The sequence below is a fragment of the Rhizobium sp. GR12 genome (genome assembly GCF_036596185.1).
Lineage (GTDB): Bacteria > Pseudomonadota > Alphaproteobacteria > Rhizobiales > Rhizobiaceae > Agrobacterium > Agrobacterium nepotum.
In genome coordinates this window covers 306,562-332,243 of the sequence record NZ_JASXTH010000001.1, presented here as the reverse complement: position 1 = coordinate 332,243, position 25,682 = coordinate 306,562, and the positions used below count along the sequence as shown (strand labels likewise).

Annotated in this window: 23 protein-coding genes; 14 read left to right on the top strand and 9 right to left on the bottom strand. The window is 59.4% G+C overall.

The genetic code is table 11. From position 1 onward, the window contains the following. Positions 1 to 307: 307 nt before the first annotated feature. From hemW to rph, 3 genes are read right to left on the bottom strand one after another with little or no spacing between them, the layout of a single operon-like run. Positions 308 to 1,507 carry a radical SAM family heme chaperone HemW gene (gene hemW, locus QSK43_RS01580; RefSeq protein ID WP_332302051.1) on the bottom strand — a complete coding sequence of 400 codons (1,200 nt, stop codon included), beginning with the start codon at positions 1,505 to 1,507 and terminating at the stop codon, positions 308 to 310. 5 nt (positions 1,508 to 1,512) lie between these two features. After that, entirely contained in the window at positions 1,513 to 2,157 is a 645-nt protein-coding gene (rdgB, locus tag QSK43_RS01575; RefSeq protein WP_332302050.1) for an RdgB/HAM1 family non-canonical purine NTP pyrophosphatase, read from the bottom strand. Between the two features lie 17 nt (positions 2,158 to 2,174). Continuing rightward, complete coding sequence (gene rph, locus QSK43_RS01570) at positions 2,175 to 2,891, bottom strand: ribonuclease PH (RefSeq protein ID WP_332302049.1); 717 nt, start codon at positions 2,889 to 2,891, stop codon at positions 2,175 to 2,177. A gap of 136 nt (positions 2,892 to 3,027) precedes the next feature. Here rph and hrcA point away from each other — a divergent pair, with 136 nt between their 5' ends. Continuing rightward, complete coding sequence (gene hrcA, locus QSK43_RS01565) at positions 3,028 to 4,119, top strand: heat-inducible transcriptional repressor HrcA (protein WP_045022081.1); 1,092 nt, start codon at positions 3,028 to 3,030, stop codon at positions 4,117 to 4,119. A 113-nt stretch (positions 4,120 to 4,232) separates the two neighbouring features. Beyond that, positions 4,233 to 4,868, top strand: coding sequence for a nucleotide exchange factor GrpE (grpE, locus tag QSK43_RS01560; RefSeq protein WP_332302048.1), 636 nt, complete (start codon positions 4,233 to 4,235; stop codon positions 4,866 to 4,868). Positions 4,869 to 4,947: 79 nt separating this feature from the next. On the opposite strand, the gene ptsN is transcribed toward grpE, so the two are convergent. From ptsN to lptC, 6 genes are all read right to left on the bottom strand, one after another. After that, positions 4,948 to 5,409 carry a PTS IIA-like nitrogen regulatory protein PtsN gene (ptsN, locus tag QSK43_RS01555; RefSeq protein WP_045022085.1) on the bottom strand — a complete coding sequence of 154 codons (462 nt, stop codon included), beginning with the start codon at positions 5,407 to 5,409 and terminating at the stop codon, positions 4,948 to 4,950. 82 nt (positions 5,410 to 5,491) lie between these two features. Beyond that, complete coding sequence (gene hpf / locus QSK43_RS01550) at positions 5,492 to 6,073, bottom strand: ribosome hibernation-promoting factor, HPF/YfiA family (protein WP_045022087.1); 582 nt, start codon at positions 6,071 to 6,073, stop codon at positions 5,492 to 5,494. Between the two features lie 245 nt (positions 6,074 to 6,318). Further along, positions 6,319 to 7,869 carry an RNA polymerase factor sigma-54 gene (rpoN, locus tag QSK43_RS01545; RefSeq protein ID WP_332302047.1) on the bottom strand — a complete coding sequence of 517 codons (1,551 nt, stop codon included), beginning with the start codon at positions 7,867 to 7,869 and terminating at the stop codon, positions 6,319 to 6,321. Between the two features lie 153 nt (positions 7,870 to 8,022). Next, on the bottom strand, positions 8,023 to 8,832 hold the full coding sequence (lptB, locus tag QSK43_RS01540) for an LPS export ABC transporter ATP-binding protein (RefSeq protein WP_084686994.1): 810 nt from the start codon (positions 8,830 to 8,832) through the stop codon (positions 8,023 to 8,025). A 9-nt stretch (positions 8,833 to 8,841) separates the two neighbouring features. Continuing rightward, positions 8,842 to 9,408, bottom strand: coding sequence for an LptA/OstA family protein (locus QSK43_RS01535; RefSeq protein WP_045022090.1), 567 nt, complete (start codon positions 9,406 to 9,408; stop codon positions 8,842 to 8,844). A 13-nt stretch (positions 9,409 to 9,421) separates the two neighbouring features. Further along, complete coding sequence (gene lptC, locus QSK43_RS01530; RefSeq protein ID WP_332302046.1) at positions 9,422 to 10,087, bottom strand: LPS export ABC transporter periplasmic protein LptC; 666 nt, start codon at positions 10,085 to 10,087, stop codon at positions 9,422 to 9,424. Between the two features lie 247 nt (positions 10,088 to 10,334). Between lptC and sppA the strand changes: the two genes are divergently transcribed. The 12 genes from sppA to QSK43_RS01470 all read left to right on the top strand — a co-directional run bounded on the left by sppA (position 10,335) and on the right by QSK43_RS01470 (position 25,629). Further along, complete coding sequence (gene sppA / locus QSK43_RS01525; RefSeq protein WP_332302045.1) at positions 10,335 to 11,288, top strand: signal peptide peptidase SppA; 954 nt, start codon at positions 10,335 to 10,337, stop codon at positions 11,286 to 11,288. Positions 11,289 to 11,290: 2 nt separating this feature from the next. Continuing rightward, positions 11,291 to 11,617, top strand: a complete 327-nt coding sequence (locus QSK43_RS01520; RefSeq protein WP_267884622.1) for an integration host factor subunit beta — start codon at positions 11,291 to 11,293, stop codon at positions 11,615 to 11,617. Between the two features lie 65 nt (positions 11,618 to 11,682). Continuing rightward, entirely contained in the window at positions 11,683 to 12,024 is a 342-nt protein-coding gene (locus QSK43_RS01515; RefSeq protein ID WP_045022093.1) for a LapA family protein, read from the top strand. Positions 12,025 to 12,117: 93 nt separating this feature from the next. Next, the gene (locus QSK43_RS01510) at positions 12,118 to 13,251 is read left to right on the top strand and encodes a class I SAM-dependent rRNA methyltransferase (RefSeq protein ID WP_332302044.1); all 1,134 of its coding nucleotides are present in this window, start codon (positions 12,118 to 12,120) and stop codon (positions 13,249 to 13,251) included. Further along, positions 13,248 to 14,108: a TrmH family RNA methyltransferase gene (locus tag QSK43_RS01505; protein ID WP_045022096.1), complete on the top strand. Its 861-nt coding sequence runs from the start codon at positions 13,248 to 13,250 to the stop codon at positions 14,106 to 14,108. Before QSK43_RS01510 ends, QSK43_RS01505 begins: the two co-directional genes overlap by 4 nt. Further along, positions 14,108 to 14,596, top strand: coding sequence for a signal peptidase II (gene lspA / locus QSK43_RS01500; protein WP_332302043.1), 489 nt, complete (start codon positions 14,108 to 14,110; stop codon positions 14,594 to 14,596). The genes QSK43_RS01505 and lspA overlap by 1 nt, the downstream gene beginning before the upstream one ends. 55 nt (positions 14,597 to 14,651) lie before the next feature. Continuing rightward, a complete protein-coding gene (locus QSK43_RS01495; RefSeq protein ID WP_332302042.1) occupies positions 14,652 to 16,886 on the top strand; it encodes a hybrid sensor histidine kinase/response regulator in 2,235 nt (744 codons plus the stop codon). 95 nt (positions 16,887 to 16,981) lie between these two features. Then, entirely contained in the window at positions 16,982 to 17,863 is an 882-nt protein-coding gene (locus QSK43_RS01490) for a GNAT family N-acetyltransferase (RefSeq protein WP_045022103.1), read from the top strand. Between the two features lie 191 nt (positions 17,864 to 18,054). After that, entirely contained in the window at positions 18,055 to 20,706 is a 2,652-nt protein-coding gene (mutS, locus tag QSK43_RS01485) for a DNA mismatch repair protein MutS (RefSeq protein ID WP_442967770.1), read from the top strand. Between the two features lie 96 nt (positions 20,707 to 20,802). Next, positions 20,803 to 23,631 (top strand): [protein-PII] uridylyltransferase, encoded by a 2,829-nt coding sequence (locus QSK43_RS01480; RefSeq protein WP_332302040.1) that lies wholly within the window; start codon positions 20,803 to 20,805, stop codon positions 23,629 to 23,631. Between the two features lie 4 nt (positions 23,632 to 23,635). Further along, the gene (gene murJ / locus QSK43_RS01475) at positions 23,636 to 25,225 is read left to right on the top strand and encodes a murein biosynthesis integral membrane protein MurJ (RefSeq protein ID WP_332302039.1); all 1,590 of its coding nucleotides are present in this window, start codon (positions 23,636 to 23,638) and stop codon (positions 25,223 to 25,225) included. Next, positions 25,225 to 25,629 carry a VOC family protein gene (locus QSK43_RS01470; RefSeq protein ID WP_332302038.1) on the top strand — a complete coding sequence of 135 codons (405 nt, stop codon included), beginning with the start codon at positions 25,225 to 25,227 and terminating at the stop codon, positions 25,627 to 25,629. The genes murJ and QSK43_RS01470 overlap by 1 nt, the downstream gene beginning before the upstream one ends. The last annotated feature ends 53 nt before the right edge of the window (positions 25,630 to 25,682 follow it).

The following is a 25,682-nucleotide window of genomic DNA, read 5'->3' as shown; positions in this document are numbered from 1 at the left end:
CGGGCCTGCCCCAAGGATTAAACACGCCAATAAAATCAAGGCGTTGCAGACTCTCGGGACAAGCCCGAGGATGACGTCGGAGTGTTTGGTGAGGGTCGCCATTTATCGAATGATACGGACAGTAGTGAGCCTGTCTCTACATCTATTCACGCCGCGCAAGATCAACGGTTGCAGATGCCCGGGACATCCTTGGGCTCGACACGGGGACGGAGCATGACGTGATGAGAGGTTTTCCGGTTTCGTGTCAGCCAAGGCGGCCTTCGGGCCGCTTTTTTATTGCCGTTTCAAGACCTGCCGATGCTGCCGGTCAGCAGGCGAGATCAGCGACAACCGCATCCAGAATGAGCATCCCGGAAGGGGTGCAGCGCAGGCGGGAATTGCCGATCCGTTCCACGAAACCGTGTTGCAGGAGGAATTCCTCTTTCTCCGGGTCGAGTTCGCGGCCGGAAAGATCGCTCCAGCGGGCAAGATCGATGCCTTCGCGGAGGCGAAGACCCATCAATAGCAACTCGTCTGCCTGTTCGTCGACGCCGAGAAGCTCCTGATCGACCATGCCGTGGCCCTCCCGCTCAACGGTTTCGAGCCAGGTTTCCGGGTGGCGCTCGGTGACAGTCGCGAGTTTGGAGGCGCCAGTGGTCAGGCGTCCATGCGCACCGGGGCCGATGCCGGCATAATCGCCATAACGCCAATAGGTCAGGTTATGGCGGCTTTCGGCGCCGGTGCGGGCGTGGTTGGAAACCTCGTAGGCCGGCATGCCGTAACGCTCGGTGATTTCCTGTGTCGCCTCATAAAGCACGGCCGAGTGTTCGCCATCCGGCACGATCAGCTTGCCGGCCTTGTGCAGCCCGTAAAAGGGCGTGCCTTCCTCGATCGTCAGCTGGTAGAGCGACAGGTGGTCGACCGCATAGGAGACGGCCTCTTTCAGTTCGGCGTCCCATTCGGCCACCGTCTGGTTCGGGCGGGCGTAAATGAGATCGAAGGACATGCGCGGAAAAATCTCGCGCGCCAGCCGGATGGCCTTCAAGGCATCGGCCACGTCATGCAGACGGCCGAGAAATTTCAAATCCCGGTCGTTCAACGCCTGCACGCCAAGCGAGACGCGGTTGACGCCGGCGGCGCGATAACCGCGAAACCGTTCCGCCTCGACGCTGGAGGGATTGGCCTCCATGGTGATCTCGATACCATCAGGCACGTGCCAGAAGCGCGAGACGCCATCAAGAAGCGCACCAACCGTCTGCGGGTCCATTAGCGATGGCGTGCCGCCGCCCATGAAGATGCTGGTGACGACACGCGGGCCGCTGAGCGCCCGCATCTTTGCCATTTCGCTGAGGAAAGCCGCAGTAAACCGTTCCTGATCCACCGGGCGGTGGCGGACATGGCTGTTGAAATCGCAATAGGGGCATTTGGCCGCACAGAAGGGCCAGTGCAGATAGATCCCGAAACCGGGATCGCCCGTATCCGGCAGAAGCGATGCGCCGGGGGCAGAAAGTTGGTGCTCCCCGGTCATCGGGTTCATGCCTCCAGACAGGTTTCGACGAATTTTTTGAAGGCGCGGGCACGGTGGGAGAGCGCGAACGCATCGCCGTGCTTCCAGCCGTGTTTTTCGTCCGCGGTCATTTCACCGAATGTGGTGTCGTAACCTTCCGGTTTGAAGATGGGGTCATAGCCGAAGCCGCTCGTTCCGCGCGGTGGCCACGCAACAGTGCCTTCCACCTCGCCGCGAAAATATTCGACATGCCCGTCCGGCCAAGCAAGGCACAGCACGCTGACGAAGCGGCCCGTGCGGTCTTCCGGTTTCGATGCGCCGCGTTCCGCAAGCGCGTCCTCGACTTTCTGCATCGCCATGGCAAAGTCACGCGTGCCGTCCGCAGTCTCGGCCCAATTGGCGGTATAAACGCCCGGCGCGCCATCCAGCGCGTCGATCACCAGACCGGAATCGTCGGATAAAGCGGGCAGGCCGGACGCCTTCGCGGAGGCAAGCGCCTTGATGGCCGCATTTTCCTCGAAGGTGGTGCCCGTCTCGTCCGGCTCAACGAAATTCAGCTCTGCAGCCGATTTCGCGGAAAAGCCGAAAGGTCCGATCAGATCGGCGATTTCGGCGATCTTGCCCTTGTTGTGGCTGGCGACGACGATCGTTCTGGTGTCGAGCTTGCGCATCACGTTTTCCTGTCGGCTCAGGCAATGACCTGCTTTTGAAGGGCGACCAGTTCGCTGCATCCTGCCTTGGCGAGACCGAGCAGCGTCAGGAATTCCTCTTCGGAGAATGGTGCGCCTTCCGCCGTTCCCTGAACCTCGACGATGCCGCCGGAGCCGGTGATGACGAAATTCGCATCGGTCTCGGCGGAGGAATCCTCGAGATAGTCGAGATCGATGACCGGCTGTTTTGCGAAAATGCCGCAGGAGATCGCCGCGATATGATCCTTCAGGACCTTCTCGACCTTGATCATGTTGCGGGTTTCCATCCATTTCAGGCAATCATGCAGGGCGATCCATGCGCCGGTGATGGAAGCCGTGCGCGTGCCGCCATCAGCCTGAATGACGTCGCAATCGATGCTGATCTGGCGTTCGCCAAGCGCCTGCAGATCGACCACCGCACGCAGCGAGCGGCCGATGAGGCGCTGGATTTCCTGGGTGCGTCCACCCTGCTTGCCGGCAGAGGCCTCGCGCTTCATACGCTCGTTGGTGGAGCGTGGCAGCATGCCGTATTCTGCGGTCACCCAGCCTTTGCCGCTGTTGCGCAGCCACGGCGGCGTCTTTTCCTCAAGGCTTGCGGTGACCAGCACATGCGTGTCGCCGAATTTGACCAGACAGGAACCTTCGGCATGTTTCGAGAAATTGCGCTCGAAAGAAACCTTGCGCATCTGATCGGTTTTTCTGCCTGAAGGCCGCATATGATCCACTCTCCATGTTGGTTCCTGCCTTCTAAGGTGCGCTCCGGGCTTTTGCAAAGCCAATTTCCATTTTGCCGCAGCGGTGCGACGCATTATATTGATACAAACAGGGTTTGGATGACAAAGAACGGACGAGATGGGCTTTTCTGCACCACTTTCAAAAGATCAGGCATCGCTGCTGGATGAACGGTCGCGGGAGATTTTCCGGCGCATCGTCGAAGGCTATCTCGACACCGGCGAACCCTTGGGGTCGCGCAGCCTGTCGCGGCTCTTGCCGATGTCGCTTTCACCGGCCTCCGTGCGCAACGTCATGAGCGATCTCGAGGAACTGGGCCTCATCTATTCGCCGCATATCAGCGCCGGGCGCCTGCCCACCCAGACCGGGCTGCGCTTCTTCGTGGATGCCTTCATGCAGGTGGGCGATCTGCCCGCCGACGAGAGGGCGAGCATAGACCGCCAGATCGGCCCGGTCTCCGGCCATGAACAGCCGCTGGAAGGGCTATTGACGGAGGCGAGCCGCATGCTGTCCGGCATGTCGCGTGGCGCCGGGCTCGTGCTGACGGCCAAGAACGACGTCACCCTCAAACATGTGGAGTTCATCAGGCTGGAACCCACCAAGGCGCTTGCCGTGCTGGTGGGTGACCACAATCAGGTCGAAAACCGTATCATCGAATTGCCGGCCGGTATTTCGTCATCGCAATTGACGGAGGCGGCGAATTTCATCAATGCCCATCTGTCCGGCCAGACGCTGCAGGAATTGCGGGACCAGTTTCAGACGCAGCGTGCGGAGTTGCAATCGGAACTCGGCACGCTGACACAGGACCTCATTGAGCGTGGTCTGGCCATATGGTCGGGTGACAATGAGGAAGGCAAGCTCGGCCGCCTCATCGTCCGGGGACGCTCCAACCTGCTCGAGGGCCTGGCCGGCGAGGAAGATATAGATCGCGTGCGCCTGCTGTTCGACGATCTGGAACGCAAGGAAAATCTCATCGAGATCCTCAGTCTTGCGGAAAGCGGTTCCGGGGTCAGGATTTTCATCGGCTCGGAAAACAAGCTCTTTTCGCTATCCGGTTCGTCGCTGATCGTCGCGCCCTATCGGGATGAGGAAAATCGCGTCGTGGGCGCGGTCGGCGTCATCGGTCCCACCAGGCTCAATTATGCCCGTATCGTTCCTATGGTGGACTATACAGCGCAGATCATGGCCCGCCTTTCCCGAAAGCAGAGATAGGACAAGCCCGCAAGGTCGGAGAATGCGGCAAGCTTTTCGCCGCAAGCCTTGATTTTTGCCCGTCAAAGCTCGATATCGGGCGCAACCAACAACATTCAAATCTGGAGAACGTCATGACCGACGATACGAAAAAGCCCGGACCTGACGCGGACGTCGCCGAAGAACTTATCGAGCCCGCGCTGTTGGGAGAAGAGACGGTGGAGACTGCCGAACCCGATCCGGTCGAGCTGCTCAGGGCCGAAAACGCCGATCTGCGCGACAAGTTTCTGCGGCTTGCGGCGGAAATGGACAATCTTCGTCGCCGCACCGAGCGCGAAGTCAAGGATGCGAAGTCCTATTCCCTTGCCGGTTTTGCGCGCGACATGCTTGCCGTTTCCGATAATCTTCGCCGCGCTCTGGAAGCCATTCCGGACGAACTCAAGACCAATGGCGAAGCCGGTCTCAGCGGCCTGATCGAAGGCGTCGAGATGACCGAGCGCTCGATGCTGTCGACGCTGGAGCGCCACGGCGTAAAAAAGATCGATGCGGAAGGCCAGAAGTTCGACCCGAATTTCCACCAGGCAATGTTCGAAATTCCCAACCCCGCAGTTCCGAACAACACCGTGCTTCAGGTGGTTCAGGCTGGCTTCACCATCGGTGACCGGGTGCTGCGCCCCGCCATGGTCGGCGTCGCCAAGGGCGGCCCGAAGGTGGATACCGCCACATCGGCCGAGCCGGGCACTGCCTCCGTCAACGAGAAGGATGCGTGAAGCATTCTCTCATCCAATAAAAAACGCGCCTCAAGGGCGCGTTTTTTTTGAGCATGGAAACGAACTCCGGCAGGCCGCGTCAGGCTGCTGTCGCCTGCTCCTGATTAAGGAAAGCGTAGATTGCCGTGTCGGAATCGGTGGCGCGCAGCTTGGCCACCAGTTCGGGGTCGCGCAATGAGCGCGCAATTCTGGACAGTGCCTTCAGGTGATCCGCGCCGGCGCCTTCAGGCGCGAGCAGCAGGAAAACCAGATCGACCGGCTGGTCGTCCAGCGCCTCGAAATCGACCGGTGTTTCAAGACGTGCGAAGACGCCGGTGATCTGATGGATGCTGTTGAGCTTGCCATGCGGAATGGCGATGCCGTGCCCTACGCCGGTGGAGCCGAGTTTTTCACGCTGGAGGATGACGTCGAAAATTTCCCGTTCCGAGACTCCGGTAATTCTGGCTGCCTTGGCGGCCAGCTCCTGAAGCAACTGCTTTTTGGAATTCACCTTGAGGGCGGGAATAATCGCATCTTGTTGCAGCAAATCTGCCAACGCCATTCTCTTTTTCCTTCATGCCATCGAGACGATGCAGGAGGCAGATACGCTGTTGCGATCTGCCTCCCATGTCTTGTCAGACTGTTCAGCTCTTGATCGTTTCCGCGTCGATCCAGCCAATATTGCCGTCATGACGCCGGTAAACGATGTTGAGATACTCCTTGCCCGGGCTGCGGAAGAGCAGAACCGGTTCGTCCGTCATGTCGAGCGCCATTACGGCGCTGGCGACGGACATCGTCTTTATCTGTTTCGAACTTTCCGCCACGATCGTGGGTGCGTAGTCTTCGGGAACCTCGTGGTCCTCATCGGGAACAGCATCCATCACCGTATAGGCGATTTCCGACATCGCGCCGTTCGCTGCGGAACCATTGTGATGATGGTCCTTGAGCTTCCGCTTGTAGCGACGCAGGCGCTTTTCGATCCGTTCGGCGGCTGCATCGAAACTTGCTTGCGGATCATTTGCCTCACCCGCCGCATGCAATACAACGCCCGTATCGAGATGTAGCTTGCAATCGGCTGCAAAACGCGATCCCGACTTCTCCACGGTCACTTGGCCTGAATACCCCCCATCGAAGTATTTGGTAACTGCCAGACCTATATTGTCCTCAATCCGCTGACGGAAAGATTCGCCGATCTCCATATGTTTACCAGATACACGCACACTCATGGAAATTTTCCTTTTTGTAGTGATTTGCGAGTACCAGCTTACGTCAAGCCGAGCGCGCATCCAAGCGTTTCGAAGACCTTTAAAAGCCTCCATTCGAATTTTACGCCCATGGACGGTGGAGATGAATCCGTTACAAATAACCTTGCTTATGTGTGCGGCGGGCTTCTAGCCCCAGACGTTGCAAGAGTCAATGGTGCAGCCGGAATGCGGCTGAGAAGCCCCGAAAACGTGATCGTTTGCGCTGCTCAGTAGACGGATAATCTGGCGAGCGCTTTCTTTTCCCGCCGTCTCTGGACGGAGGAGGGGATGTTCATCGCCTCGCGATATTTGGCGACGGTGCGGCGGGCGAGATCGATGCCGCTCTTTTTCAGGTTATCGACGATATCGTCATCGGAAAGGACCGCGTCGGCGACCTCATGCGCGATCATCCCCTTGATGCGGTGACGCACCGCTTCTGCCGAATGGCTGTCGCCGCCCTCCACCGAGCTGATGGAAACGCTGAAGAAATATTTCAGCTCGAACAGCCCGCGCGGCGTCAGCATGTATTTTTTCGACGTCACCCGGCTGACGGTGGATTCGTGCATCTTGATGGCGTCGGCCACCGTCTTGAGGTTCAGCGGACGCAGATGATCGACGCCATTGACGAGAAAGGCGTCCTGCTGGCGTACGATTTCGGTCGCCACCTTCATGATCGTTCTGGCGCGCTGGTCGAGGCTGCGGGTCAGCCAATGGGCCGTCTGCATGCATTCGGAAAGAAAATCCTGATCCTCACCCGCGCGCGCTTTGTGCCTTGAAACTTCGGCGAAATAGGTCTGGTTGATGAGCACGCGCGGCAGGGTCTCAGGATTGATTTCCACCAGCCAGCCGCCTGCGGAGGAGGGGCGAATGATGATATCAGGAACGATGGTCTCCGAAACGGTCGATTCATAGCCCGCGCCGGGGCGTGGATTGAGCGTCCTGATTTCCGACAGCATGTCGAGAAGGTCTTCCTCATCGACACCGCAGAGTTTTTTCAAGGCCACGAAGTCCCGTTTCGCCAGAAGCTCCAGATTGGCGACGAAAGCCCGCATCGCCGGATCGAGCCGATCCTTCTGGGCGAGCTGGATCGCCAGACATTCGCTCAGCGAACGGGAAAATACGCCGGGGGGGTCGAAGCCCTGTAGTATCTTCAAGACGCGCTCCACCGCCGAAAGGGTTGCTCCCAGCCGTTCGGCGACATCGTCGGCGGCGTCCGCAGCGATATATCCGGTCTCGTCGAGCTGGCCGATCAGCGCATCGGCGATCATCCTGTCTTCTGCGGAGGATATGGCGAGCGGCAATTGCTGATTGAGATGGTCGCCAAGGGTTTGTCTCGCCGCAATGAAATCGTCGAGATCGTAGCTTTCGCCGGACCCGTTCCCGGGCATGGATTTCCATTGGCCGGCCAGCTCGGGGGCATCGGCCTTTCTCGGTTCGGTATCGTCGGGAAAGACGTTTTCGAAGCTGGTGTCCAGCTGTTCGCCGAGATTGGCGGCGCGGTCGCCATACCAGTCGTCGCTGTCAGATGTTACCGTGGCGGACTTGTCCGGGCTTTCGCTCTCCGTGTCGCCGAAATTCTCCGCATTTTCCGGAGTATCGCTGCCCAAATCGCTGTCGTTTGCCGCAATTTCAAGCAGGGGGTTGCGCTCAATCTCCTGCGCGATGAACTGCGTCAGTTCGAAATGCGTCATCTGAAGCAGCTGGATGGACTGCATCAGTTGCGGTGTCATCACGAGAGACTGGTTTTGACGCAGCAAAAGGCTGGCAGATAATGCCATGGCGGACGCGAAACTCCCCTTACAGCTTCTCCGTCGCCACAATTTTCATAAATTTTGCGAGGGCAACGAAACTTGGCCCAAAAATTGCTTTTTTATTTTGTTTGGTCAAGCGTCAGCGCGGGGCGCGATGAAGAATCTTTCGCGCCCGAGGGCTTAAAGGCTAAAATTATTGCCGAGATAGAGCCGGCGCACGTCCGGATTGTTGACGATATCGTCCGCACGGCCATGAGTCAGGACTTCACCGGCATGGATGATATAGGCGCGGTCGATGAGACCAAGCGTTTCGCGAACGTTGTGGTCCGTGATGAGAACGCCGATCCCGCGTGCAGTCAAATGCCTGACGAGATTCTGGATGTCGCTGACGGAGATCGGATCGACGCCCGCGAAGGGTTCGTCCAGAAGCATGAAGGTCGGATCTGTCGCCAGAGCACGGGCGATTTCCAGGCGGCGGCGTTCACCACCCGATAGCGCGACGGCCGGCGACTTGCGCAGCTGCGCAATGTGAAACTCTTCCAGCAATTCGTCGAGCTTGCGGTTGCGCTTGGCGCTGTCGGGCTCGTGTACTTCCAGCACGGCGCGGATATTTTCCTCGACCGTCAGCCCGCGAAAGATCGAAGCTTCCTGTGGCAGATAACCGACGCCGAGGCGGGCACGCCTGTACATCGGCATGGTGGTGACGTCGTTGCCGTTGATGGCGATCTTGCCGCTATCGACGGGTACGAGGCCCGTGATCATGTAGAAACAGGTGGTTTTGCCCGCGCCGTTCGGTCCGAGCAGCCCCACGGCCTCGCCACGGCGCACGACCAGCGAAACGCCATTGACGACCCGACGCGTATTATAGGTCTTCGTCAGACCATGCGCGATCAGAGTGCCTTCATAGCGGGCCTTGTCGGCCTGTGACGCCGCGTCCACAGGTTGGTCGCGCCCGCCGCCGAATATTTTTGAGATCGAGGGTATTTTCACGAGGTGAGACTACTGTTTCTTCTGCTGCGATTTCGGATCGAGCATGATCCGGACAGGCCCGCCGCAGCTTTCGAGCTTTGCCTGTCCCGAATTCATCAGAACAGTGAGCTTGCAGCCGGTGAAGACATTCGTGCCTTCGGACAGCACGACCTGTTTGCCCGTCAGAATGAAGGTCTGCGCCGCCATGTCGAATTCGCCGTGATCGGCGGTAGCCTTCTGGGTCTCCGACGTCAGGTAGACGTTATTGTCGACGAAGATTTTTTCGATGTTGGCGTCGCCGCTCGTGAGTGACGAACCTTCACCCTTGTAGTTGACCGTCATCTTGCCGGCCTGAAGGGTGGTGGTGCCCTGCACAACTTTTACATTGCCGGTGAAATAGGCCTTGCGCTCCTGATCCCGGATTTCGAGCTGATCGCTTTCGATTGCAATCGGCTGATCGCCGGAAAGCGAAACACCCTTCATGTTGCTGGTGGTGTTCTGGGCAAAAGCCACAGTTGCAAGACAGGAAAAAGCAAAAGCTGCGGCTGTAAAGCCTGCGGATTTGCCAAGGGAAACGGGACGGGAAATTTGCATCATCTGGACCGGGCTCTCATTTGCCTTCATTCTTGATATTGGATGCAGCGATACGTGCCCGTACCTGCCCCGAAAATGTAATCGTCTTGCCATTATCGGCGATATCAATCGATTGCGCAACAATCGAGCCGTCGTTTGTTTTGATTGAAACGGGCTCCTTGCTGCTCATCTTTCCGGCCTTCAGATCGACATCCGCAGACTGGAACTTCGCTTGTATGCCATTGCTGAGATTGATGTCAAAAGGAGCGGTCATCTTCAGCGTGTTGGAGGACCGGTCGAAAAGGCCTTCCTTGGCGATCACCTGGGCAATGCCGTCGTTTATCGGCACCGCGGCCAGAACCTTCTCGAGCGTCATGAGATTGGGGTTGGCGATATCCTGCAACGCACGGTCGGCGTTCATGGAGTAATCGATCCCCTTCTCGTTGCGGCCGGCAACCGCCGGTTTTTCCATCACGATCTTGCCGTCCTCGATCCTTGCGCTCTCAAGCGACACCTCTTCGGGCGCCCAGGTTCGGATGAGCGAAATGGCGACGAAGGCAAGCGAAACGATCGCTGCACCGAGCGGCAGAATGATTTTCAGTCGCTTCACGCGTGCAGAATGCCTGAGCGCGCGCTCATATGCGCCGTTCTGGTCATTGGGCAGCGGAAATGCTGGCGCTGGTTCGCGGAGTCTTTCGAGCATAGGAGCGGGTCCGGAAAACGTCTTGGGCACCATTCTGGCGCGCAAATGAAGCTTATATGTTTATCTTGATGTCTCTGGCATGAGTGCTTTGTCCTGCCAATATGGTTTTTGTCTGGAAAGGTGCAAGGGATATGCGAATTTAATCGTAATTCTGGTTTCCTTATTGTTTCCTTGCGGCTTCGCGCTAGAAGAACCATATGGCCATGATGCTCAAGTCGCTTAAAAGGCCGGATGGCAGAGGTTTTCGATGGATAATATGGCGATAGCGGATCGCAGGCGACTGCGCCGCAAGCTGACTTTCTGGCGGGTTGCCGCTGTTCTCCTGTTCGTCGCCGGCATGTTCGGCCTCTACCGGTTTTTATGGGCCGCGCCGCAGCAAAGTGCCAGAGCCCATATCGCCCGCGTCGAGGTTTCCGGTCTGATCCAGGACAATACTGAACTTCTGGAGCGGCTCGACAAGATTGCCAAGAGCGATAATGTCAAAGGGCTGATCGTATCGATTTCGTCACCAGGCGGTACGACCTATGGCGGAGAGCGCATCTTCAAGGCCATTCGCGGCGTTGCGGAAAAGAAGCCTGTCGTGTCCGACGTCCGCACCCTGGCCGCCTCCGCAGGTTATATGATCGCGTCAGCTGGCGATGTCATCGTTGCCGGCGAGACCTCGATCACCGGCTCGATCGGCGTGATCTTTCAATATCCCCAGATCGGCCAGCTGATGGACAAGCTCGGCGTCTCGCTGCAGGAAATTAAGTCTTCTCCCATGAAGGCGGAACCTTCGCCTTTCCATGAGGCGCCCGAAGAGGCGAAGACGATGATCCGCTCCATGGTGATGGACAGCTACGGCTGGTTCGTCGATCTCGTGGCCGATCGCCGCAAATTGCCGCGCGAGGATGTGCTGAAACTGGCCGATGGATCGATTTTCACCGGCAGGCAGGCGCTTGCCAACAAGCTGGTCGATATGCTCGGCGGTGAAAAGGAAATTCGCGGCTACTTCGAAACGCGCGGGCTTGCCAAGGATTTGCCGATCGTGGAGTGGAACGCACCGTCGTCCCGTTCGCCTTTTTCGCTTTTCAGTGTTGCGCAAATAGCGAAGCTTCTGGGATATGACGATTTAATTCCGTTTGCGGGCTCCGGCCAGCTCGGTGCGGACAAGTTGTTTCTTGACGGTCTTGTTTCCGTTTGGCAGGTTGAGTCGCATTAAAAATCCAATTCTTTCAGGGGGCAACCGTGATCAAGTCTGAACTGGTGCAGATCGTTGCTGCGCGTAACCCGCACCTTTATCACCGTGACGTGGAAAACATCGTCAATGCGGTGCTGGATGAAATCACCGATGCCCTGGCGGGTGGAAATCGCGTCGAGCTTCGTGGTTTCGGCGCATTTTCGGTGAAAAATCGTCCTTCGCGATCCGGTCGGAACCCGCGCACGGGTGAATCGGTTTTCGTCGAGGAAAAATGGGTGCCCTTCTTCAAGACGGGCAAGGAACTGCGCGAGCGCCTGAACCCCGGTATGGGTGACGAAGAGGACGATTGATCGTTCTCACCGGCCGCGCCGGAAACGGAGCCGGCGGAATGTCCGTCGCGATGGAGTATTGTCGGATGTCGAAAAAAATCATCAACCTCATCATCCTGCTTCCGCTGGCGATCATCCTCGTCATCCTGTGCGTGGCCAACCGTCAGGCCGTAACGCTTGCGCTCAATCCTTTCCGGCCGGAGGATGGTCTTCTTTCCTTCACCGCGCCGTTTTTCGTGTTCCTGTTCCTCGCCGTCATTTTTGGCGTGCTTCTGGGGTCTTCGGCCACATGGTTCGCGCAGGGCAAGCATCGCAAACGTGCGCGTATCGAAGCGAAGGAAGCCGTTCGCTGGCATGACGAGGCGAACCGGCACAAAGCCGCGGCGACCGGCCATGTTCCGACTGCGGGACAACTCCCGGCAAAGTGATGGTGCCGACATTTGTTGCGGCTCTAGTCGAGCGACGCTTGGAATGCTATTTGCTGGCGCGATAGGACGCGGGCAGAAGCGGAAAGATTTCCATTGAAGAAAAAAGACAGCCGGCCAGGCAATCGCGTGCGTGCCGGGAGCGAGAAAAAACAGGTTCATGCCGCAAAGCCGGCACGGCGGGCAGACGCGGCGCCGAAGAAGCGTGAGCCGGACGCGGTTCGCAGCGTGCCGAAACCTGCCCCGAGGGAAAAGGTCGCCCCAGCGCCGGCTGTTGAACAGGTGCCCGTGCGCGCCCTCAAGCTTCGCACCGGGGAGCGCCCCGCAGAACAGGTTCCGGTCATTCTGGAATCGAGCGGCGCGGGTGATTTTCATCTGATCGACAGCGGCAACGGCCTGAAGCTTGAACAATACGGCGAGTACCGCGTCGTCCGTCCCGAGGCGCAGGCTCTCTGGCAACCGTCCGTCCCCGACCGCGTATGGCAGAATGCCGACGCCATTTTTTCCGGGGATACGGATGAGGACGGCATGGGCCGCTGGCGTTTTCCGAAAACGCCGCTTGACGAAACCTGGCCATTATCCCTGCTCGGTGTCGAGTTTCTCGGCCGTTTCACGGCTTTCCGACACGTTGGCGTGTTTCCAGAACAGATCGTGCATTGGGAATGGCTGAAAAATGCTGTCGAGACCGCCGACCGGCCGCTGAAAGTGCTGAACCTGTTCGGTTATACCGGCGTCGCTTCGCTGGTCGCCGCTGCTGCCGGTGCTGAAGTCACCCATGTCGACGCCTCCAAGAAGGCGATAGGCTGGGCGAGGGAAAACCAGGCGCTTGCCGGGCTGGAGCAGGCGCCGATCCGCTGGATTTGCGAAGACGCGATGAAATTCATCCAGCGCGAGGAGCGGCGCGGCAGCACCTACGATATCATTCTCACCGACCCGCCGAAATTCGGCCGCGGCACCCATGGTGAGATATGGCAATTATTCGACCATCTGCCGTTGATGCTGGATATCTGCCGGGAAATCCTGTCACCCAAGGCTCTCGGTCTGGTGCTGACGGCCTATTCCATTCGCTCCAGCTTCTATTCGATGCATGAGCTGATGCGCGACATCATGCGCGGTGCCGGTGGCGTCGTTGCGTCCGGTGAACTCGTCATTCGCGAGGCCGGGCTTGATGGCAAGACGCCGGGCCGGGTGCTTTCCACATCGCTGTTCAGCCGCTGGGAGCCGAAATGACGAACGATATGCGCGAAAACACGACGCGCCGGGTTGGCCAGGTCAAGGAAGTCACCAGCCTTGCCAATCCCATCATCAAGGATATCAAGGCGCTTACCCAGAAAAAGGGCAGGGAAGAGACCGGCACCTTCATGGCGGAAGGCTTGAAGCTGGTCATCGATGCGCTTGAGCTGGGCTGGACCATTCGCACGCTGGTTTACGCCAAGGCGGCCAAGGGCAAGCCGCTGGTGGAGCAGGCGGCGGCAAAGACGGTCGCGTCGGGCGGCCTGGTGCTCGAAGTCAACGAAAAAGTCATAGCCTCGATCACCCGCCGCGACAATCCGCAAATGGTCGTCGGCATTTTCGATCAGAGATGGAAGCCGCTGAAGGATATTCGCCCGGTAAAAGGCGAGACCTATATCGCGCTCGACCGCGTCCGCGATCCCGGCAATCTCGGCACCATCATCCGCACGGCCGATGCGGCGGGCGCCTCAGGCGTCATTCTGGTCGGTGATTGCACCGATCCCTTCTCGCTGGAAACGGTTCGCGCCACCATGGGCTCGGTATTCGCCACGCCCGTCGCCCGCGCCTCGGTCGAGGAATTCCTGTCCTGGAAAAAATCGGCCAATGTCAGTGTCGTCGCCACCCATCTTGCCGGTTCCGTGGATTATCGAAAGATCGATTATGCCGGTAAGCCGGTCGTGCTTTTGATGGGCAACGAACAATCCGGCCTGCCGCCGGAACTGGCCGGCAAGGCCGATCAGCTGGCGCGCATTCCCCAGCAGGGCCGTGCCGACAGTCTCAATCTCGCCGTCGCAACCGCTGTCATGCTTTTCGAGGCGCGGCGACATCTCCTCGAACTGACACCGGTGAAGTAATGGCCAAGGCGGCACTGTTTTCGAAATTTGGCCCGGCTTTCGTACTGATCGTTGCCGCACTGGTGCTGGACCAGATCGTCAAGCAGCTGGTCGAGGCCTATCTGCCGTTGCAGGAGATGGTTCCGGTCGTTCCGTTTCTGGCGCTTTACCGCACCTACAATCTCGGCGTGGCGTTTTCGATGCTGGCGGACATGCATGGCTGGTTCATCGTCAGCATGCGGCTCGTCATCGTGGTCTTCGTGCTGTGGCTCTGGCGCAAGACGGCGGCGGACCGGACCTTCGCCCATCTCGGCTTCGCCTTCATCATTGCGGGGGCAGCCGGCAATCTTCTCGACCGCTTTTTCTACGGTCACGTCATCGACTATATCCTGTTCCACACCGAGACATGGTCGTTCGCGGTCTTCAATCTGGCCGACAGTTTCATAACCATTGGTGCAGGTTGCGTTATTCTCGATGAGTTTTTGCACGCTCGCGCGGCCAAAAAGTAAAATTTTAGGGATTCAGCCAAACATATCAAAACCGCTGCCGTGGTAGCGGTTGTGCATGAGCGAACTGGCAAGACTTCGGGAAAAAGTTTCAGATGGCCTCGGCCTGGCCGCCACACCGGCGCAGTCGGCGGATCGTGACCCCGCACCTCACCAGGCTGTTGCGGGCCACGAGATTACTGCCAGGTCGATCGCGCTCTATGTCGCCGTTTCGTTGTCGGTGGGTGCCTTCTCTGCGGCCTTGATCGCGCTTGCGGTGCCCTATGCGGTCACCGTCGCGCTGGCATCCTTCTTTGCTGCCGTGCTTGCCGGTCTCCTGTTCTACGCGCTGTTCGGCAAATCTTTACCTCATGCTGACGAACTGCCAGCCGATTATTCGGACGTCCGGCTGCGGCAAACGCAAAACCGTTCGCTGATCGCCGAAATGCAGGAAGCCATGGGCGATATCGTCGTGATCCGTAATATGGACCGGCGCATCGTCGAGGCGAACACGGTTTTTCGTGAAGTGACGGGTTGTTGGGCGCCCGAAGGGTTGAGTTGCGAGGAAATCGGCATCGCTTTCCGTCCGGGCGACAAGGTTCACGCCTATGACGTGGAAATAGCGACCCCTTTCGGTCAACGCATTTTCTCCTGGCATGATGTCGTCACCCGCGATCTGGCAAGCAGCCGTCTTCTCATTAGCAGCATCGCCAGGGATGTGACCGAGGAGCGGCTGGCACTTGGCGAGCGGGAAGACGCCCGCTTGCGCGCCGAAAAGGCCGATGCCGAAAAGGCGCGGCTGCTTGCGACGGTAAGCCACGAAATTCGCCTGCCGCTTTCCGGCATGCTCGGCATGAACCATCTTCTGTCGCAGACGAAGCTCAACGAAGAACAGCGCAATTATCTCGACGGCATGAAGCAGTCCGGCCAGTCGCTGGTGCAGCTGGTGGAGGACCTGCTGGATTATTCGACCATGGAGGCGGGCCGCTTCAAACTCAACCCGCGTGCGGAAAACCTGCGCCGGCTGATCGAGAGCATCGTGGAGATGCTGGCGCATCGCGCCCATGAAAAGGGCATAGAAATCACCTCCTTCGTCACGCCTGACGTGCCCGATTATCTGGATTTCGATCCGGCAAGGCTGCGTCAGGTCCTGTTCAACCTCCTCGGCAACGCCGTCAAATTCACCCGGGAAGGTGGGGTCGTCATAAGGGCGCGCATGGTCGAAGGCGAATTGCACATCGCTGTCGAGGATACAGGCCCCGGCATGAGTAAGGCGGAACAGGCCCGCATCTTTGGCGAATTCGAACAGGCTGGCCCGATGTCGCAGCGAAGTGCAGGGACAGGGCTTGGGCTTGCGATTTCCGCCCGCATCGTGCGGGAATTCGGCGGCAGCCTCACGGTCTTCAGCCGTAAGGGTGAGGGCAGCACCTTCAAGCTGGTGTTTCGTCCGGGCAGCGCTCCGGTCGGCATGCCGGATCCCGGTCGGAACCATTGTCTGCAACATACGAATGTCCTGCTGATTGCGCCGAAGGGCGTGGCGGCGGCGGTGACGATGGAGGCGATCGAAGCTTTCGGCGGTCAATGCATTCTCATCCACCAGCCGGAGGATCTGGAAAGATTGAAAGACAGGACTGCCGATCTCACCGATATCATCGTCGATCGCCGCATTTCGTCTCTGTTCAGGGATGCCCTGAGGGATTGGCCACAACAGAATGTCCGCCGCACGCTGCTGGTCAGTCCCGAAGAGCGAGCTTCGACCACGCATGCCTCCTTCGACGCCTGGCTGATCCGGCCGCTGCGCGAAAAATCCCTGATTGATGTGCTGTGCGGCCGCCTGCGCGGAATAGAACGGCGTGACGCCATCAACGACAACCACCCGGATGTGGGGTTTTCGTCACGGCTGAGCGAAGGGGCGAGCGGCATCGATATCCTCGTGGCCGAGGACGACGCCGTCAACGCGCGCATCATCCGGGCCGTTCTGGAAAAAAGCGGCTACAGCGTCCGCTCCGTCGATGATTTTCAGGCCTTGCGGCAGTCGGTGGCGGCGGACGTGTCCCATCTGCCGCAGCTCATCATCTCCGACCTCAATATGCCGGGCGGTGAGGGGTTTGAAGTGTTGCCGCACATTCTTGCCACGTTGAAGGGGGAAAGAAATATTCCCGTCATCGTGCTCAGTGGCGATGCGAGCGCTGAGACCGCCGAAACCCTGCTGAAGGCCGGTGCGGGGGCGGTTTTGACCAAGCCGGCCGACCCGAGGCGGCTGGTGGAGGAAATCCGCCGCCTGCTGGAGGCGAAACGCCTGTTGCCATCATAACTTGACAGACTCGCGCCGGCGGCATTTTGTCACTATTCTGTCGTCAATTAGTGATTTATGACAGGAAAAATCTTTTGGTGGCGGAGCGATTCCCCATGGTTGCCGAAATCCTCAATCACGACATTTGTGAAAACAAAGTTGTCATTCATCCTCGTCCCGAGACCGCTCAGGACAATGAGGGTCTTTTCGGCCGTATCGGCACGCTGGAGACACGGCTCGCGAGAAACGAGCGTGAGATCGATGCCGCGCAGTCCGTGCGTTACCGGGTTTTCGTCGAGGAAATGAAGGCGCGCCTTCCCGCAGACGCGATGCGACGCAAGCGCGATATCGATGCATGGGATAGCGTCTGCGACCATCTGCTCGTGCTCGACAAGGCTATCGAAGGTGATAGCGAGGACCAGATCGTCGGCACGTATCGTCTGCTGCGGCAGGAAACGGCGCTTGCCAATAATGGTTTTTACTCCGCAAGCGAGTTCGATATCGCCGCGCTGGTGGCACGCCATCCGGGCAAGCGCTTCATGGAGCTTGGACGTTCCTGCGTGCTGCCGGAATATCGCACCAAGCGCACGGTCGAGCTTTTGTGGCAGGGCAACTGGGCCTATGCCGTGAAACACCGCATGGATGCCATGATCGGTTGCGCCTCCTTCCCCGGCGTGCAGCCGGAAGCGCACGCGCTTGCTCTGTCCTTCCTGCATCACAATTGCGTTGCAAAGGGCGAGTGGGCGGCTTCAGCCCTTCCCGAGCTTTACCATGAGATGGACCTCGTGCCGGCGGAGGCGTTGAACGCCCGCAAGGCGCTGAACACCATGCCGCCGCTGATCAAGGGATATATGCGCCTGGGGGCGATGTTCGGCTCCGGCGCGGTCGTGGATCATGCCTTCAATACCACCGACGTGCTTGTGGTCCTGCCGGTATCGTCCATCGCCGGCCGTTACATCAGCTATTATGGCGGCGAGACCGAGCGTATCAACGGCTGACCGGGTGTTGGTGCGGGCCAGGCGGGATGTTCCTGTGGGCAGCGGTCCCGCGCGTGTTGTGTTGGGGCGGAGATTGCCGCTAGTGTCGGCGCTCCTTTTCCGCAACACGATATGACATCGGCAAGCCATTGACGGACGTTCTGACAACCGCTGCCCTGATTACGGAGGAAAGCCGCGCTTCGGCCACTCCGATGATGGAGCAATATATCGAGATCAAGGCGAACAATCCCGGTTCGCTGCTGTTCTATCGCATGGGCGATTTTTACGAATTGTTCTTTGACGATGCGGTCGAAGCCTCCCGCTCACTCGGCATCACGCTGACGAAACGCGGCCAGCATATGGGACACGATATTCCTATGTGCGGCGTTCCCGTTCACGCCGCTGACGATTATCTCCAGAAGCTCATCCTGCGCGGTTATCGCGTCGCCGTCTGCGAGCAGGTGGAAGACCCGGCCGAGGCGAAGAAGCGCGGATCGAAATCCGTGGTCAAGCGCGATGTGGTGCGGCTCGTCACACCAGGCACGCTGACCGAAGAAAAACTGCTGTCGCCAACGGAATCCAACTATCTGATGGCGCTCGCCCGTATTCGTGGCAGTGCGGAGGCGCAGTTCGCGCTGGCCTGGATCGACATTTCCACGGGCGTCTTCCGTCTGGCGGAAACCACGCTGACACGACTACTAGCCGATATCTGGCGTATCGATCCGCGTGAGCTGATCGTTGCGGACAGTCTGTTCCATGATGAGGAACTGAGGCCGGTATTCGATGTCCTCGGCCGTGTAGCGGTGCCGCAGCCTGCCATCCTCTTCGATAGCGCGGTCGCAGAAGGGCGTATCGCCCGTTATTTCAATGTCTCGACGCTGGACGGCTTCGGCACATTCTCGCGTGTGGAAATGGCCGCAGCCGCTGCTGCCGTAGCCTATGTCGAAAAGACCCAGATCGCCGAGCGTCCGCCTTTGGGCCCGCCGGAGCGTGAAAGTGCCGCCTCCACCCTTTTCATCGACCCTGCCACCCGCGCCAATCTTGAACTGGTGAAGACGCTTTCCGGTGAAAGAGACGGGTCGCTGCTGCATGCCCTGAACCGCACGGTAACAGGCGGCGGTGCGCGACTGCTGGCCGAGCGGCTGATGTCGCCTCTGACCGATCCGGAAAAGATAAACGCCCGTCTCGATGCCGTCGCTTACCTCATCGACGATGTCTCCCTTTGCGATGGCCTGCGGGACGCCCTGAAACATGTCGCGGACATGCCGCGCGCGCTTTCCCGCCTTGCGCTGGAGCGCGGCGGGCCGCGTGATCTCGGCGCTATCCGGCAGGGGCTGGTTTCAGCCGAAAAAATTGCGAGCATTCTCGATCAAGGATTGCTGCCGGACGAGCTGGCGACGGCTCTCAAGTATTTGAAAGCCTTGCCGGGCGGGCTGGAGGCAATGCTCGGCTCGATGCTCGCCGACGATCTGCCGCTTTTGAAGCGCGACGGCGGTTTCCTGCGTGAAGGCGCCAATGCCGAGCTTGACGAGGTACGGGCGCTGCGTGACCAGTCGCGCCGCGTGATCGCCGGGCTGCAACTGAAATATGCCGATGAGACCGGCATCAAGTCGCTGAAGATCAAGCACAACAACGTACTTGGTTATTTCATCGAGGTTACGGCCGGCAATGCCGATGTGATGATGGCGACGGATGAGGCCAAGGCGCGCTTCATCCACCGCCAGACCATGGCGGGTGCCATGCGCTTCACCACCACCGAGCTTGCCGATCTCGAAAGCCGCATCGCCAATGCCGCAGCGCAGGCATTGACCATGGAGCTGGAGGCCTTCCAACGTATGGTCGAGGCCGTGGTGCAGCAGGCGGAGGCGATCAAGGCCGGCGCGGCGGCACTTGCCGTCATCGATGTTGCCTCGAGCCTTGCTTATCTGGCGACGGAACAGGCCTATTGCCGCCCGATCGTCGATGCCTCCATGGCGTTCGCGATCAAAGGCGGGCGTCATCCGGTGGTGGAGCAGGCCCTGCGGCGTCAGTCGGCTGGGCCGTTCATCGCCAATAATTGCGATCTCTCGGCTGCTGACGGCGGCAAAAACGGGGCGATCTGGCTGCTGACAGGCCCGAACATGGGCGGTAAATCGACCTTCCTGCGCCAGAATGCGCTGATCGCCATCCTCGCGCAGATCGGCTCCTTCGTTCCGGCAGAGGCGGCACATATCGGCATCGTTGACCGGCTGTTTTCCCGCGTCGGCGCGTCTGACGATCTGGCGCGCGGCCGCTCGACCTTCATGGTGGAGATGGTGGAAACTGCGGCCATCCTCAATCAGGCGACGGATCGCTCGCTGGTTATTCTGGATGAGATCGGTCGCGGTACCGCAACCTTCGACGGCCTTTCGATCGCCTGGGCGGCGGTCGAGCATCTGCACGAGGTCAATCGTTGCCGTGGTCTCTTCGCCACCCATTTCCACGAACTGACGGTGCTGTCGGAAAAACTCGGCCGCCTCTCCAATGCCACGATGCGGGTGAAGGAGTGGGAAGGCGACGTCATCTTCCTGCACGAGGTCGGGCCGGGTGCTGCGGACCGCTCCTACGGTATCCAGGTGGCGCGGCTTGCGGGACTTCCGGCGTCGGTGGTGGAGCGCGCACGCGAGGTGCTGACGAAGCTCGAAGATGCCGACCGCAAGAACCCGGCCAGCCAGCTGATTGACGATCTGCCGCTGTTCCAGATCGCGGTTCGCCGCGAGGAGGGCCGCAAGGCCGGACCATCGAAGGTGGAGGAAGCTCTGAAGGTGTTCAACCCCGATGAAATGACGCCGCGTGAGGCATTGGACGCGCTCTATGCGCTAAAGAAAGAACTTGGCAGGGCTTGAGGGGATAGACTGCCTGTCCATCGCCTTTAAAACTCGTTATAGGACACTCCCATCGCAAGCGGTGGGATTTCCCACAGGACATGGATACCGGCATAGATGGCCATCAAGGACCTGGATTTTTCGGCAATTCTCGATGTGTCGGCGCTCAAGCGCGAATGCGACATCATCTTTAAGGAAGACGGCAAGCGCATCGCCGACACCCGTTCCGATTTGCTGCCGATCTTTCGCAAGGCCAGCACGGAAGGCCGGGAAAAGGCCCGGGAACTGCTGAAATCCGATGGCAGCGGTATCGATTGCGCCAGACGCATTTCCTGGCTGCAGGATCGGCTGATCGAAATCCTCTATGATCTTGCCTGCCAGTATGTCTATCCGAAAGACGCGCCGCAGATCGCCGTGGCGGCCGTGGGCGGTTACGGTCGCGGCACGCTGGCGCCGGGATCGGATATCGACCTTCTGTTCCTGCTGCCTGCCAAGAACACGCCGGATATGCACAAGGCCGTGGAGTTCGTGCTTTATCTCCTCTGGGACCTCGGCTTCAAGGTCGGCCATGCCACGCGCACGGTGGATGAGTGCGTCCGCCTCTCCAAATCCGACATGACCATCCGCACCGCCATTCTGGAAGTGCGGGCGATTTGCGGCAAAAAATCCCTGACCGACGATCTCGAAAAGCGTTTCGAGTCTGAAGTCGTCACCGGCACCGGCCCGGAATTCATCGCCGCAAAGCTCGCCGAGCGCGACCAGCGCCACCGCAAGGCGGGCGATACGCGTTATCTGGTGGAGCCGAACGTCAAGGAAGGCAAGGGCGGCCTGCGCGATCTGCACACGCTGTTCTGGATCGCCAAATATTACTACCACGTCCGCGATACCGCCGATCTCGTCAAGCTGGGTGTCCTGTCGAAGCGCGAACTCAGGCTGTTCGAGAAGGCCGATGATTTTCTGTGGGCCGTCCGTTGCCAGATGCATTTCATCACCAACAAGGCGGAGGAGCGCCTTTCCTTCGACATTCAGCGTGAGATCGCCGATGCGCTGGGTTACCAGCCGCGTCCGGGACTTTCCGCTGTTGAACGTTTCATGAAGCATTATTTCCTCGTGGCGAAGGATGTTGGCGATCTCACCCGCATCGTCTGCGCCGCACTGGAAGATCGGCAGGCGAAGGATGTGCCGGGCCTGTCGGGTGTTCTCAGCCGTTTTGCCCACCGCGTCCGCAAGATTCCTGGTTCTGTGGAATTCGTAGAGGATCGTGGGCGTATCGCGCTTGCGAAGCCTGATGTGTTCAAGAACGATCCGGTCAATCTGATCCGGCTGTTTCACATCGCCGATATCAACAATCTCGAACTGCACCCGGACGCGCTGCGCGTCGTCACCCGGTCGCTGTCGCTTATCGATGAGGGGCTTCGCGAGAATGATGAGGCGAACCGGCTGTTTCTGTCGATCCTCACCTCGCGGCGCGATCCGGCCCTAACGCTGAGACGAATGAACGAGGCAGGCGTGCTCGGCAAGTTCATTCCCGAATTCGGCAAGATCGTCGCGATGATGCAGTTCAACATGTATCATCACTATACGGTGGACGAACATCTGATCCGTTCGGTCGGCGTGCTCTCGGAGGTGGACAAGGGAACCGCTGTGGATGCCCATCCGCTCGCCAACCAGCTGATGCCAGGTGTCGAGGAGCGTGAGGCGCTTTATGTCGCCGTTCTGCTGCACGATGTCGCCAAAGGCAGGCAGGAGGATCACTCGATTGCCGGCGCACGCGTGGCCCGCAAGCTTTGTCAGCGTTTCCGGCTGACCGGCAAGCAGACGGAAATGGTCGTCTGGCTGATCGAGCAGCATCTGCTGATGTCCATGGTTGCCCAGACGCGCGACCTGCACGATCGCAAGACCATCACCGATTTTGCCGATAAGGTACAATCCCTGGAGCGGCTGAAGATGCTGCTCATCCTGACCGTCTGCGATATCCGCGCTGTCGGTCCGGGCGTCTGGAACGGCTGGAAGGGGCAATTGCTGCGCTCGCTCTATTACGAGACCGAGCTGCTTCTGTCAGGTGGTTTTTCGGAAGTCTCCCGCAAGGAACGGGCACATATCGCCCGCCAGGCGCTGTACGACGCCCTTGACGACTGGGGCCAGAAGGCACGGCGCAAATACACCAAGCTGCACTACGAGCCCTATCTCCTGACGGTAGCGCTCGAAGATCAAGTGCGCCACACCCGCTTCATCCGCGAGGCCGACAAGCAGGAAAAAGCGCTGTCGACCATGGTGCGCACCCACTCCTTCCACGCCATCACGGAAATTACGGTGCTGGCGCCCGACCATCCGCGCCTGCTGTCGATCATCACCGGCGCCTGCGCTGCGGCCGGCGCCAATATCGCGGATGCGCAAATCTTCACGACGTCCGATGGGCGGGCGCTGGATACGATCCTCATCAACCGCGAATTTCCGATCGACGAGGATGAGACACGGCGCGGCAACAATGTCGGCAAGCTCATCGAGGAGGTTCTGTCCGGCCGGCAGCGCCTGCCGGAAATGATCGCCACCCGCACCAAGAGCCGCAGGAAGAAAAGCGCCTTCACCATTCCGCCCTCCGTCATCATATCCAACGGGCTGTCGAACAAGTTCACCGTCATCGAGGTCGAGTGTCTCGACCGGCCGGGTCTTCTGGCGGATATGACGGCTGTTATCGCCGATCTTTCGCTGGACATTCACTCCGCCCGCATCACGACTTTCGGCGAAAAGGTCATCGACACTTTTTATGTCACGGACCTGTTCGGACAGAAGGTGACGAACGACAACCGGCAGGCCAGCATCGCCACGCGCCTGAAGGCGGTGATGAGCGAGCAGGAAGACGAATTGCGTGACCGCATGCCGAACGGCATCATCGCCCATCCAGACGTGGCGGCGCTGCCGGCCGCGCGCACGGCAAAGGCGTGAACTCATGAGCCTGATCGGCAAGTTCGCCACAGTCGGCACTGCCACGCTCGGCAGCCGTATTTTCGGTTTTCTGCGTGAAACGCTGATGGCTGCCGCCGTCGGCACCGGTCCTGTGGCCGATGCCTTCAACGCCGCTTTCCGTTTTCCGAACACCTTCCGGCGTCTCTTTGCCGAAGGCGCGTTCAATTCGGCCTTCGTGCCGCTTTTCGCCAAGGAAATCGAGGCGAACGGCATGGAGGGCGCAAGGCGCTTTTCCGAAGAAGTTTTCGGCGTTCTGTTCACCGTGCTTCTGGCTTTGACGATCCTGATGGAACTGTCGATGCCGTTCATCGTGCGAACCGTGATTGCGCCGGGCTTTCTGGAAGACCCGGTGAAGTTCGACAACACCGTCCATCTCGCCACCATCATGTTTCCCTATCTCGCCTGCATGTCGCTGGCTGCAATGATGGGCGGCATGCTGAACTCGCTGCACCGTTATTTCGCAGCCGCGATCGCGCCGGTTTTCCTCAACATCATTCTTATCGGCGTGCTCGCTTGGGCGTGGTGGAAGAATTACGACCCGCTTCAGGTAGGGTATGCCTTGTCCTGGGGGGTGATGGCAGCAGGTCTGGTGCAGCTTGCCATCGTCTGGATCGCCGTGCGCAATGCCGGCATGCGGATCGGTTTCCGCAGGCCCCGGTTGACGAAGAACGTCCAGCGGCTTCTGGTCCTTGCTTTGCCGGCGGCGATCACCGGCGGCATCACCCAGATCAATCTGCTGATCAACACCAATATCGCTTCCGCCGGTGAGGGCGTGATCTCGTCGCTTGCCTATGCGGACCGGATTTACCAGCTGCCGCTCGGTGTCGTCGGCATCGCCGTCGCCACCGTGCTTTTGCCGGAACTGGCGCGGGCTTTGCGCGGCGGACACATGGTCGAGGCGGGAAGTCTGCAGAACCGCTCGGTCGAATTCGTGCTGTTCCTGACATTGCCGGCCGCAGCTGCACTTCTCGTCATGGCGGAGCCCATTGTGCGCTTTCTTTACGAGCGCGGTAATTTCGCACCTTCGGCTACCGTCACTGTCGCTGAAATTCTCGGTATCTACGGGCTGGGGCTGCCAGCTTTTGTGCTGATAAAGGCATTCATCCCCGGCTTCTTCGCCCGCGAGGACACCCGCACGCCGATGATCTTCGCTGCGATTTCCGTGGCGGTGAACGTCTCTCTGGCACTGACGCTGTTTCCGCGTCTCGGCGGTCCGGGCATCGCCATCGCCGAGATCACGGCTGGCTGGGTGAATGCCGCCCTACTGTTCGCCATGCTGTTGTGGCGCGGCCACTGGCATGTGGATATTCCGCTCCTTACCCGCATTCCGCGCCTGCTGCTGGCCGCTGCCCTCATGGCGGGCTTCGTTCACTATGCGCTGACCTATCTGAGCTTCGAGCTGTCCTCCGCCTCCTCCATTTTCGTTCGGGCCGGAACCATTATGGGCCTCGTGTTCGCGGCCATGCTGGTTTATTTCGTGCTGGCCTTTGTTTCGGGTGGCGCCGATCTCGGCATGGTCAAGAGAGCCGTCCGGAAGCGCGGCAAGAAGAACGTCGAGACGGAGACAGGCTGATGTCCTTTGCCGGGAACCGCCGCATCGCCCTCGTAACCCTCGTGGTCGATGATTACGACCGCGCAAAGGCATTTTATTGCGACGTTCTGGGATTCGATTGTCTTTCCGACCAGCCTCTTGACGAGGGTAAGCGCTGGCTGGTGGTGAAGCCGCAAGGAGCCGACGGCTGCGGCTTGCTGCTTGCCGAGGCGGATGGTGAGGCGCAGCGCCTTGCCATCGGCAATCAGGCCGGCGGACGTGTCGGTTTTTTCCTCCACACCGAAGATTTTGCCCGCGACTATGAGACGATGCTCGCGCGCGGCGTGCGTTTTCTGGAGGAACCTCGCCACGAGGTTTACGGTTCCGTCGCGGTCTTTTCCGACCCCTACGGAAATCGCTGGGATCTTCTTCAACCACGCGGCTGATGCACCCTGAAACCGCTTGATTGCGAGGGGCTGCGGGTGCATAAGCGCGCGTG